General features: G+C 63.8%; 10 protein-coding genes. 2 read left to right on the top strand and 8 right to left on the bottom strand.

Translation table 11 applies throughout. The annotated features are described in order from the left end of the window. Nucleotides 1–130: 130 nt before the first annotated feature. The 4 genes from IVB29_RS03615 to IVB29_RS03600 form a co-directional block, all read right to left on the bottom strand. The gene (locus IVB29_RS03615) at nucleotides 131–619 is read right to left on the bottom strand and encodes a TerB family tellurite resistance protein (RefSeq protein ID WP_247502020.1); all 489 of its coding nucleotides are present in this window, start codon (nucleotides 617–619) and stop codon (nucleotides 131–133) included. 223 nt (nucleotides 620–842) lie between these two features. Beyond that, on the bottom strand, nucleotides 843–2,252 hold the full coding sequence (locus IVB29_RS03610) for an adenylate/guanylate cyclase domain-containing protein (protein WP_247502019.1): 1,410 nt from the start codon (nucleotides 2,250–2,252) through the stop codon (nucleotides 843–845). 51 nt (nucleotides 2,253–2,303) lie between these two features. Beyond that, entirely contained in the window at nucleotides 2,304–3,671 is a 1,368-nt protein-coding gene (locus IVB29_RS03605) for a cytochrome P450 (RefSeq protein ID WP_247502018.1), read from the bottom strand. A gap of 34 nt (nucleotides 3,672–3,705) precedes the next feature. Beyond that, nucleotides 3,706–5,076 carry a hydrolase gene (locus IVB29_RS03600; RefSeq protein WP_247502017.1) on the bottom strand — a complete coding sequence of 457 codons (1,371 nt, stop codon included), beginning with the start codon at nucleotides 5,074–5,076 and terminating at the stop codon, nucleotides 3,706–3,708. Nucleotides 5,077–5,225: 149 nt separating this feature from the next. Between IVB29_RS03600 and IVB29_RS03595 the strand changes: the two genes are divergently transcribed. Then, entirely contained in the window at nucleotides 5,226–6,914 is a 1,689-nt protein-coding gene (locus IVB29_RS03595) for an MFS transporter (RefSeq protein WP_247502016.1), read from the top strand. A gap of 29 nt (nucleotides 6,915–6,943) precedes the next feature. Here IVB29_RS03595 and IVB29_RS03590 read toward each other — a convergent pair whose 3' ends face one another. Together IVB29_RS03590 and IVB29_RS03585 are read right to left on the bottom strand one after the other, a co-directional pair. Further along, nucleotides 6,944–7,159, bottom strand: a complete 216-nt coding sequence (locus IVB29_RS03590; RefSeq protein WP_247502015.1) for a hypothetical protein — start codon at nucleotides 7,157–7,159, stop codon at nucleotides 6,944–6,946. Between the two features lie 170 nt (nucleotides 7,160–7,329). Beyond that, on the bottom strand, nucleotides 7,330–7,635 hold the full coding sequence (locus tag IVB29_RS03585) for a hypothetical protein (protein ID WP_247502014.1): 306 nt from the start codon (nucleotides 7,633–7,635) through the stop codon (nucleotides 7,330–7,332). A 252-nt stretch (nucleotides 7,636–7,887) separates the two neighbouring features. Here IVB29_RS03585 and IVB29_RS03580 point away from each other — a divergent pair, with 252 nt between their 5' ends. After that, entirely contained in the window at nucleotides 7,888–8,943 is a 1,056-nt protein-coding gene (locus IVB29_RS03580) for a polysaccharide deacetylase family protein (protein ID WP_247502013.1), read from the top strand. 76 nt (nucleotides 8,944–9,019) lie between these two features. Here the strand turns inward: IVB29_RS03580 and IVB29_RS03575 are convergent, their stop codons facing one another. Together IVB29_RS03575 and IVB29_RS03570 are read right to left on the bottom strand one after the other, a co-directional pair. Beyond that, nucleotides 9,020–9,418: a hypothetical protein gene (locus tag IVB29_RS03575; protein ID WP_247502012.1), complete on the bottom strand. Its 399-nt coding sequence runs from the start codon at nucleotides 9,416–9,418 to the stop codon at nucleotides 9,020–9,022. Between the two features lie 110 nt (nucleotides 9,419–9,528). After that, complete coding sequence (locus IVB29_RS03570) at nucleotides 9,529–11,181, bottom strand: hypothetical protein (protein ID WP_247502011.1); 1,653 nt, start codon at nucleotides 11,179–11,181, stop codon at nucleotides 9,529–9,531. Nucleotides 11,182–11,595 lie beyond the last annotated feature (414 nt).

The raw sequence follows: 11,595 nt of genomic DNA, 5'->3' as shown, positions 1-11,595 counted from the left end.
CTGAGCGCGCGACAGGGAGACCAGGAAACCCCCGAATTTACAGGGGAATTCGGAACCCGGCCGATCAGGAGGCACATTAAAGTTTCGTCATGTGGCCCGTACAACCGGCAATAGGCCACCTCAGCGCAGCTCAGCCGCCGACCGCGCCGTCCTTGACCTGACCGCCGGCACGGTCCGCGACGGCATGCTTCAGGTCGATCCGGTCGCGCTGAGCAATCCCCAGCAGGTCGGAGGCGCGCCAGACGACATTGTCCTCGAACTCGGAGACCTGGCCATCGGCATAGACCAGCTCCCACATCATCTGGACGATGCGTTTGCGACCCGCTTCGTCGAGCGAGCGCATGATGACGCTGGTGAAATGATAGAGGTCGACCGCCTCACCTTCGACCTCTGTGGCATCCGCGATCAGGCGGTCGGCGGTGCCGTGATCGAGCCCAAAATGGCTTTCGATCAGGCTATGCAGCTTGCGCTGCTCCGCCGCGGTCGGCTGGCCGTCCAGCGAAACCACGTGGACCAGCAACGCGGTCGCCGCCAGCCGGTAGTCGCTGTCGCCGAATGCGCGATCCCCGGCCTGGGGAGCTACAATGTCGGCGATGAATTGGCGCAGGCCGTCGAGCATGGAGTCCTACCGAAATCGATGACGCCGCGAGACGCGGCCGTTACCAGCATTATATGAGCGGGAAACTCAACCGGCGCAATGTGCGTCAGTTCCGCGCGCGTATTACGTTTCAGCAATCTGTTCCCCACCCGTCATTGCGAGCGGAGCGAAGCAATCCGGAATCTTTCCGCGGAGGCAGTCTGGATCGCTTCGTCGCAAGGGCTCCTCGCAATGACGGACGCCCTCACGGGATCTCGTACACCACCATCTTGTCGGCGATGCCGCGCAGTGCGGCTTGCTTCTGGATCGGCTTGATTGCGCGCTGCTCGAGCACCGCGGCGACCGCCGGTGCGTCCAGCACCGGACCGGTGATGTGAATCTCCTGCGCGGTCGAGAGGCTCTGCACGCGTGCGGCGATGTTGACGGTCTGGCCGAAATAATCCTGCCGCTCGTTGAGCATCACCGCGAGGCATGGCCCTTCGTGGATGCCGATCTTGACGATGAGATCGGCCGTCTCGCGCTTCTTGTTGAGCTCCTCCATCGCCGAGCGCATCCGCAAACCCGCGACGATCGCATGCTCGGGACGGACGAAGGTCGCCATCACGGCGTCGCCGATCGTCTTCACCACCGCGCCTTTCTCCGAGGAGATGATCTCGAGCAGCGCATGGAAATGCGCGCGCACGAGATCGAAGGCGGCGAGATCGCCGACCCGCTCGTAGAGCGCGGTCGAGCCCTTCAGATCGGTGAACAGGAAGGTCAGCGAGGTGATCTGGAGCCGCTGGTCGAGACTGAGATTGTCCGCCTTGAATACATCGCGAAAAGTCTGGTTCGACAGCATCCGCTTGGCGGTGAGGAACGGCTTGCGCTTGCCGATGAGATGATGGAGCGCTTCGGCCGCGATGAACACCGACGGCAGCACGCGCACGCCAGCCTGGTTCTCCAGCGACAGCCGCAGCGGACCCGGCCGCATGGTCGTGGTCCCCGTCGGCGCCTGCACCCTGTTGTACATGATGGCGAGCTGCTGGCGGTCCTTGGTCGGCTCGCCCTGCACGTCGATGAAATGGGCGGCGTGGGTGACCGGCTCGAAGATGATGATGAAGTCGTTCGGCAATTGCAGCGACATGGTCGCCTTCTCGCCGGCCGGCAGCTCCAGCGTGTCGAGCGTCACCTCGTTGGACAATGTCGCGAACGACTCCTTGTTGAAATCGACTCCGGAGCTCCAGAACACCTGCCTGAAATACTCCCACACCGGAAGCGTATCAGGGTCGTGTGCCGCGATGCGCCGCACGCGCGGATTCACGGTGAAGGAGACCTCGACCTGATCGTCGACGGAGGCCTTGTAGCCGCAGGCGCAAAGCGCGCAGTGATAATCATCCGGCTTGAGCGCCTTTAGCGTCGAGTGGGCGCCCAGCACGCCGCCGCAGCCCGGGCACAGCACGTTCCAGCCGAGATCGAACAGCCCGAGTCGTGCTGAATGCAGGAAGCCCGAGATCGCCTGCTCTTCGTCGAGGCCATGCTGCGTGGCGAAGTCGAGCACGTTGACACGATTGAGCTCGTGGTCCTCGCCATCCTCGATCAGGCGCGCGATCGCGTCGACCACCTTCGCATCGGCGGTCTGCTTGAGAACGGAAAACTGGGCCTGGATGTCGCTCATGGCGTAACTCTATCTGTGTTGGATCACGCCATCGGTCAGACAGAATGTCTGTCACCGACGCGTGATGCTGAAGAGAGGTGAGCGGTCCGGCTGGGTCGTGACGACGCCATGCGGAACCACCGGAACCCTGTCGGCCAGCTCGACACGGAACGCGCCGATCAGCCGGGCCAGCGCCAGCACCGATTCGGCTTGTGCGAACGGCGCGCCGATGCAGACGCGAGGACCCGCACCGAACGGCAAATAGGCGAACCGGTCGGGCGCCTCTTTCGACATGAAGCGCTTTGGAATGAACGCGTTCGGCTGATCCCACAGCTTCTCGTGCCGGTGCAGCAGCCACGGCGCGATCATGATGATGTCGCCCTTGCCGATCTCGATTCCGGCCGCGTTGTCCTTCTCACGCGCCGCGCGCGCGATCAGGAAGGCCGGCGGATAGAGCCGCGTTGTCTCGTCGATCACGGCGCGAGTGAATTTCTGGCGATCGATGTCGGCCATGCTGTCGAGATGTTCGCCGCGGGTTTCGGATGCGACTTCTTCTTGCGTCTCCGGATCGAGCGCCAGCAGATAGAGCGCCCAGAACAGCGCGGTCGCCGTGGTCTCGTGGCCCGCGAGAATCATGGTCGCGACCTCGTCGACGAGCTGCTCGTCGGAAAAACCTTTGCCGGTTTCAGGATCGCGCGCCTCGTCCATGAGATCGAACAGGTCGCGCGGCGGCGCGCCGTCTTTCTTGCCCATCTTGCGACGCTCGGCGATCAGCATTGCGACGAATTCGGTCCAGCGCTTCCGGAAACGGCCGCGAGCCCGATCCATCGGGGTCGGCCAGGACACCGGCAGCAGCATGTCGAGGAGATAGGGCCGTCCCAGCCGCTCGCCATATTCCATGACGAAGTTGCGCAAGGTGGGGCCGTGCCGGTCCATGCCGAACGAGAACATGGTTCGCCCGGCGATCTCCAGCGTCATACGCTGCATGATCTCGCGCAGATCGATCGGCGCGCCCGCCTGCGTATCGAGCTTCACGATGGTCTCGTCGAGCACCGCCGTCATGTGCGGGACGAGGTTTGCGGTCGCGCGCGGCGTAAAGGCAGGTGCGAGCGTTCTGCGCTGAAACGTCCAGTCGTGACCTTCGGCGATCAGGAGGCCGTCGCCGAGTACGGGGCGCAGCATGCGGATGCCCGCCGGCGTGCGCGAATAATTCTCGTAATTGCTGAGCAGCACGTGCCGGATCGCATCCGGCTGGTTCAGGATAAAACTATTGCGGAGGAAGAAGCGTCCCTTGATGACGTCTTCCTCATAGGCGCGCTGCCCCCAGGTTGCGATCATGTTCTGCCTGATCACCGCGATCCGGCTGAAGAACGACATGTCGTCGGGTGCACGCGGCGGCGTCGGAGGGATGATGGGCCGACGCACGCTGGCGATGTTCATGGCTCTCTCCCGCAGATGGGACGCAGGCAAATAGCTAGTAAGTCAGCTCGGCAATCGCAATCCTGTTCTCGGCGGCGGGCCAGAGGCGTGCCACAATTCGTTCTTCGCCAAATTGGGCCACGATGTAACGCCCGACCTCGCCGATTGGAAGCCGCAAGGTTGCTGCCGAATCCGTGGGCACGCCTGGCTTGACGTCGGCGGGCTCCTTGCCGTCGAACAGCACCACGTCCCGCGGCAGGCCCAAATAGCCCCGCGGCCGCGACATGATCACGACGGCTCCGGCGTCCTTGTCCGCCGGTCCGAGCGGACGGGAGGCGCGCAAATGTACGACGTCGGACGAGCGCGGGAAAGGCGAGCGGTAAAAGTGGGTCGTCGGCGCATCCGGCGACGTCAGGACAAATTCGAGCGACCAGGCGGGATCGACCTGCGCCGGCCCCCAGCGACCATCGGCACCGGTCTTCGCGCTATGCACGGCACCACCTTTGCGTTCACCGGTATCAGGATCGACGCGGAAGATATCGACGGTTGCACCCACCACCGGGCGATTGGTCGACACGCCGCCGGGCGTGCCCGTGACGAGGCCGCCCAGTCTGACGCTCTGTTCAGGGACTATCGCGATGCGCGCGGGCTCACGTCCCGCGATGAATTTGTAGATTTCGCGGAAGGCGCGTGGATGGAACGCCACCTCGCGATGATCGAGCGCGCCGAGCACCAGATTGGTCGCGCCTTTCAGCTCCGGCCCTTCGACGGTGACACCGGTCGGCGTACCGGGCTTGCCGATGAAGCGGCCGTCAGCTTGCGCGTATTTGTCCATGCCGTCGCTGCGAAGCGTAAGGAAGGCCGTGCCCGGCGTCACCTCGCTATCGCCCTCGTTCAGGCCGCGCAGGAACGTGCCGCGGCCGTTGAACTCGTTGTTCGGCTGGTCGTCGGTCGCGAACACGCCGTGATTGGGCGTGCCGCACAGCACGGCGTGGCTGACATCACCGGCGCCGCCATTCTTGATGACGTTGCGGATGGCGTAGCCGCCGCGCGAGCTGCCGACCAGTGCCACGCGAGGTGCCCCGGTGCGGCGCTTCAGCTCAGCAATGGCAGCGGCGAGCTCGCGGCGCTGATCCTCGGTCGAGGAGCGGTTGGCTTGCTCGACCTTATCGTCGCTTCGTGCATTGGGATCGGTGAAATTGATCGCCATCATGCGATCGCGTGCGATGCCGTTGGACTCCATCCGCCATAAGGACGTCTTCCAGAGCGCGTCGTAGTCGCCATTGCCATGGACGAACAGGATCGGCGGCACTTCGGTGACGGGCGCCGCGGGCGCGGCTTGAGCGAAAGCGTCCATCCGGACGCTCGCAATTGCGAAAGGCAAGCTGCCCGCCCCCAGCAAGATCGTGCGTCGCGACAGCTCCATCTGTTCCTCCCGGCAAAACCTGCGTCTTTGCACCGCTTATAGCGGCCTAACCACTGGACAGCGAAGGACTTTCGCGGGCATCACTGATCGTGCCGGAATCACCCAAGATCACTCCAACACCACTTCTGCCAGCCCATTTGGAAGGGGATATGACCGAGCAGTCGAACCGTCAGAAAATTGCGGCCGACGGCATCACCGCGCCGCTGCGCTACACCGTGTTCCGGCGCATCTGGCTCGCCAGCCTGCTCTCCAATCTCGGCCTGTTGATCCAGGGCGTGGGCGCGGCTTGGGCGATGACGCAGATGGCGGCCTCGGCGGACAAGGTCGCGCTGGTGCAGACCGCCTTGATGCTGCCGATCATGCTGATCTCGATGCCGGCCGGCGCCATTGCCGACATGTATGACCGCCGCATCGTCACCTTGGTCTCGCTCGCGATTGCGCTGACCGGCGCGACGGCGCTGACGGTGCTGGCCTGGCTCAAGCTGATCACGCCGGAAACGCTGCTTGCCTTCTGCTTCGTCGTCGGCAGCGGCAACGCGCTGTTCGGCCCGGCCTGGCAATCCTCGGTCAGCGAGCAGGTGCCGCCCGAAGCCCTGCCGTCGGCCGTCGCGCTCAACGGCATCAGCTATAACATCGCGCGCAGCTTCGGTCCCGCGGTCGGCGGCGTCATCGTCGCCTCGCTCGGCGCGGTGGCTGCCTTTGCCTGCAACGCGATCCTCTATCTGCCGCTGCTGGTGGTGCTGCTGCTCTGGCGGCGCAACACCGAGCCCTCGCGGCTGCCGCGGGAAAAACTCAACCGCGCCATGGTCTCGGGCTTCCGCTACATCACCAATTCGCCGCCGATCAAGATCGTGCTGTTGCGCACGCTGGTGATGGGCCTGTGCGGCGGTGCCATCATGGCGCTGATGCCGTTGGTGGCGCGCGATCTCCTCCATGGCGGCGCGCAGACCTACGGCATCATGCTCGGTGCCTTCGGCATGGGTGCCGTGGTCGGCGCGCTCAATATCCACGAACTGCGCAAGCGCATGAGCGGCGAGGCCGCGATCCGCGCCTGCACCATCTCGATGGCATTCGCGATGGCCGCGCTTGCGGTGAGCAGTGAGCCGGTGCTGACCGCGGCCGCGCTGGTGCTCGCCGGCGCGGTGTGGATGGCGGCGGTGGCTCTGTTCAATATCGGCGTGCAGCTCTCGGCGCCGCGCTGGGTCGCGGGCCGCTCGCTCGCGGCGTTCCAGGCCTCGATCTCCGGTGGCATCGCGATCGGCGCTTGGGGCTGGGGCCATCTCACCGACTATGCCGGCGTCGAGGTCGCGCTGCTGACAGCGGCCGGCCTGATGCTGATCTCACCGCTGCTCGGACTGTGGTTGACGATGCCGCGCGTTGGCGCGCGCAACGAGGATGCCGACGTGCTGGCCGATCCCGAGGTGAAGCTGTCGATCACCGGCCGCAGCGGTCCCTTGGTGGTCGAGATCGAATATAGGGTCTCGCAGGAGAACGCACGCGCGTTCCACAACGTGATGCAGGATGTGCAGCTCTCCCGGCAGCGCAACGGCGCTTACGGCTGGTCGATCGCGCGCGATATCGCCGATCCGGAATTGTGGACCGAGCGCTATCACTGCCCGACCTGGTTCGACTATTTGCGCCAGCGCAACCGTTCGACCCAGTCCGAACGCGCGCTGCATCAGCAGGCGATCGACTATCACATCGGTCCCGATCCGGTGCGGATCCGCCGCATGCTGGAGCGTCCGTTCGGCTCGGTGCGCTGGAAGGAAGAGACGCCGGATCGCGCGAGTGCGGAAGTGCTGCCCGTGGTTGCGACCGCGGCCGGGAGCAGCACGTAGGCCTTGCTTCGTGGCTACGACGCCGCGTCCTACTGGCCGTGATCCGTCAGCACCTTCTCGCAGCCTTTGGTCAGCTTGCTACGATTCTGCTTGAGGCACGCGAGCACCGCCTGATCGCCATTGTTCATCACGGGGCGGCAGAAGCGCGTGACGTCGCGCGCGCAGGCATCGTGGCCGGGCTGCTGTTGCGCGGATGCGCTGGACGCGCACAGAATCAAAGAAACAGTGAAAAGAAATCTGGTCATCGCGTAATGCCTCTTACCCGGAAGAACGTGCGGGCGAAGCTAGTGCGACGATCCCTGAGCCGCAACGGCTTTATTGGCAGGCTGGATGGCACCACCGCGTGGCCCCGGCTTGATGCCGGGGCGCACATCGCGAGGGGAGCTAGCCGACGCAACGATCTTGAGTTGAGCTCTTACTGGTCCTGGGCGTCAGCGACCTTGCGGGACGCGCCCTTGGCGAGGTCCTTGTCCATCACCGCGCGGCAGCCGGCGCTCAGATCCGTGCGATGCTTCATCATGCACGCCGTGATCTTCGGGATGTTGGGGATTTCCGACGAGCACAGACGGAAGGCGTCGCCGGTGCACTGCTGCTGTGCTTCCGCCGAGAAGGCGAAGCTCGAGGTCGTCGAAGCGATCGAGATGATGGCGGCAAAGCCCAAAGCCAGGCTGGTGTCGCAGATCTTGCTAGTCAGGGACTTGGTGTTCAGAGAGGTGGTCATTTGAAGCTCCCATTGGCGCCGCCGTAGCGGGCCCGTTGTTGATGGGAACTACGATGCTCCAGCAAAACAGTTTCTACTGTGATGACGGTCACGGGCCGCACCCCAACTGTGACATCGGTCACGTTGGCGCACCTCGCTGAAATTCCGGCGCAAACGCTGTCGTGTTGGTGTCACGTTAACTGTTCCTTCGCATTAATGGCTCGTCGCGCGGGGAATTCCGCTGGTTTGGTTGCGTAATTGGAAAGAGTAGCGATGCGTAATGCGTTGGGCCTCATGCTGGCCAGTGTCCTTGCGGCGGTCGTGATCGCTGCCGGCGGTTGGTTTTATTATTCCTCGCGCGCCGATCAGGCCGCTCCCAAGACAATTGCCGCCCGTGCCGCCGATCCATTGTCGGCACAGGCCAAGCTCGCCGCCAAGGACGACGTTTCGATCACCGCGGCGATCGCGGACAAGCCGACAACACTTGCGCAGGCGCCCGCACCCGCTCCGGCCATACCGGTTCAGCAGAAGCAGACCTGCGCCAATCCGAATGCGCTGGGCGTCTCCCGCGTGGTCGAGATCGACACCACAGGCGGCCCCGGCTTCGGCTTCGAAACTTTCAAGCAGTTCGACTTCCTCACCGACAAGGAAGTCGTGCTGACCTTCGACGACAGCCCCTGGCCGGTGAACACGCCTGCGGTGCTGAAGGCGCTTGGGGAAGAATGCACCAAGGGTCTGTTCTTTTCGGTCGGCAAGCACGCGATGTGGCATCCGGAAATCCTGCGCCAGGTGTTGGCCCAGGGCCACACGGTCGGCACGCACACCTGGTCGCATCTCAATCTCAACAGCAAGAAGATGACGGAGCAGCAGGCCAAGGACGAGATCGAGAAGGGCTTTAGCGCCGTGAAGCTCGCGCTCGGCACCAACCCGGCGCCGTTCTTCCGCTTCCCGCAGCTTCAGCACAATCCGGCGATGGTGACCTATCTCGGCACCCGCAACGTCGCAATGTGGTCGACCGATCTGGATTCCTTCGACTTCAGGAAGGGCGCCACCCCGGAGAAGATCGTCGAGACCGTAATGACCAAGCTCGACAAGCTCGGCAAGGGCATCGTCCTGATGCACGACTTCCAGAAGCACACCGGTGAGGCGCTGCCAACGCTGCTCGCGCGGCTGAAGGCCGGCGGTTACAAGATCGTGCAGATCAAGGCCAAGACCACCTTCCAGTCGCTGCCGGAATATGACGAGGCCGTGCTGAAGGATCTGAAAGTGCCGACCGCAAGCACGACCACGCGTCCGATCTCGAGCGTGGTGCAGACGGTTTCGCAGTAAGCGCGACCGACCAATTCCAATCTTGCGTCATGGCCGGGCTTGTCCCGGCCATTTGCTTTTCAAGGAAAGCTGCGACTTACCAGTAGATGCCGTGGCGATGCAGCTCGCTGACGATGCGGCGCTCGGTCGAGGCGCGCGTGTGCTTGGGCTTGCTGGCCTTTGCCGATGTCTTCGGCGCAGGCTGAGTTGCAGTCGGTGCTGAAGCCGCCGTGGTCACGGCAGGAGCGGACGCTGCAGCGGGCGCAGGGGCAGCAGCTGCAGCAGGAGGAGCCGGGATTGCCGGCGGACGGTCGACATATTTCGGAGCCTCGACGACTGGCGCGACTTCGCTGATTTGCGTCGTGGTTGCCGAGGTCGTCGTGATTTGCGAAGCGGAGGTGTGGTCAGTGGCCGCGGACATCGACAGGCTGCGATCGCCTGCCTGGGCAGATGCGGAAACCAGGACCATGGCGGCAACCAGAATGATCTTGCTCATGTGAAATCTCCCCGTGTTTGCGTGACCGGGACAATACGAGAGGCCCGCAAGGGATGATGTGATTGAGATCACACGGCCAGCCGTACCGTCTTGAACCGACCCGGTAGCGGTCAGCACCCGCGCCGATAGACCCGCAGCGTCACGTCCGGCAATGTCTGGGAATCGAGCAGGCATAGGCCCTTTTCCGCATCCATGCGGGCGATGAGCTCGTCGCCGACCCGCGGCCCGAGCAGCGTGTGCGGTATCGAGCTCGAGAGCACGAGGATCTCCGACTTCAACAGCGCATCGCCCGTCGCCTGCGCAGTCCGGTGATAGAGCTCGTTGCGCATGACGAGATTGATCCGCGCCTGCGCGGCATAGAGCTGGATGGTCGCCGAAGTGACCGGATAGGGGCTTGAGAAGGCGATGGTGAGCGGGCCGGGCTGTTCCGGCGTCATGTCGCGCAAGAGCGTCCAGAGCCGTTCGGTCGCAAGACGGATGCTCTCCTGCTGCTGCGCGCTCAGCGGCGTCGCCGTGCTGATTGGGCCGATGCCGACGTGCCTGACGAACAGCTGGACGATGAATACGAGCGCCAGGACCCGGCTCGCAATGAGTGTGTAACGGCGAATCTCGTTTCCGAGACTGAAGCGGTCGAGGAGCGCTTCAAAAAGCTCCAGGCTGGCGCAGCCATTGAGGACCATCGCAACGATGAAGACGCCGTAGAACATCGCGCCGAAAAAATAGGTCTTGAGTTCCGCGACGGACGGAATGGCGTAGGCGATCATCACGGCGGCGAGCAGAACGATGGCATCCAGCAGCGCAGCTCTGCCGTGAACAGCCGCAAGCACGAGACGCAGCAGCATCAAGGCAAGCCCGACGGCGAACCAGTAATGCAGGCCGAACTGTCCCTCGCCACCGATCGAGAAGCGCAGCAATCCGGCCCAGAAGCTTTCGCCGGTGGTCCAGAGATCGCGCTGGCCGACGAACACAGTGAGGATGTAGGTGATGGTCTCGACCAGGGCAGGCCCGATCAATACGGCCATGGTCGCGATCAACGGCAGCACGAACCACAGAAGTGCGCTGAATGCTTTGCGAATCGACAGCCGCACTCCGCCGGCCTGAATACAATCGACGAACAGCCGGATCGCAAAGGCACTGCCAAACAGGGCGAGCACGGCAAAGAATGAGGTCGGCTTGATGCTGACAGCCAGCCCGCAGGCAACGCCGAGACCGGCCAGAGCGCGGGCGCTGCGATCGAGCACGCCACGGTGGACGATGGCGCCCGCGGCAAGACCGATGGCGAGACCCGAGGGCAGGTCCGGTCTTGCTTCGGTCACGGTGTGCCACAGCACCGGCACGCAAGGCACCGCAATCAGGCACGCCGCGATCTCGAGCACGGGGCGGCGCCAGACCAGCCAGACGATCCCGAGCAGGAACGCAAAGACGACCACGGCATGAACGAGATAGGGTCCGGTGTAGCTGCCGGGAAAGAGCCCAAGGCCGATGATGGCCACCAGCGTCGAGAACGGCGCGTGCTGACGCAGCAGGTCCCAGATGCTGGCGAAGATGCTTTGGTCTCCTGCCGCGTTCATCCACCGTACGGCGTCGAGGAAGTAGGAGACGTCATCATAGAGCGGAGGAACGGACAGCCGGCTGTGCAGCCGCGAAGCTTCGAGCGATCGTGAGGCGACGATGGCAGTGAGACATGCGGCGAGAATGACGAGACCGGAGAGCCGCAGCCACGTGCGTTGATCCGTCGTTTCGGCCCTGTTCCCCAAACCCACCACTGACCCCGTCACGCGCATTTCATCGGTGGCGCATCCTAGTGGCACCGGCGCAGCGCGCAACGCGCGCGCTCATGCCGGCTGGACGCGCAAGGCAAGACACTGGCTCGTGACGATCGCATGAAACGGCGCGCTGGTGCGCCATTCAGAACAAAATTGCGAACTCGTATACTATTGAAATTATGATATAAATTATGGGGAATAAGGAGTGGTCGCTGGTGGGACGGACAGGCTGCTTCCACCGCGCTGGCGATGCCAATGCGGACGGCCGCATCGCCCCCAACTTCTTGAGATATTGGGCCTGATACGCTGGAAGCTCGGAGAGCTTCATCGTGCGCGATGAGGTATAACCCGGGAGAAGGCCGCCCTCTCTCGCGTTGCCGGAGAGCACCGGCGGTCACCGCCGATGCGTCG

The sequence above is a fragment of the Bradyrhizobium sp. 1 genome (genome assembly GCF_023073315.1).
Lineage (GTDB): Bacteria > Pseudomonadota > Alphaproteobacteria > Rhizobiales > Xanthobacteraceae > Bradyrhizobium.
Note: the sequence above shows the minus strand (reverse complement) of the source record. Positions and strands in the feature narration are given on the sequence as shown.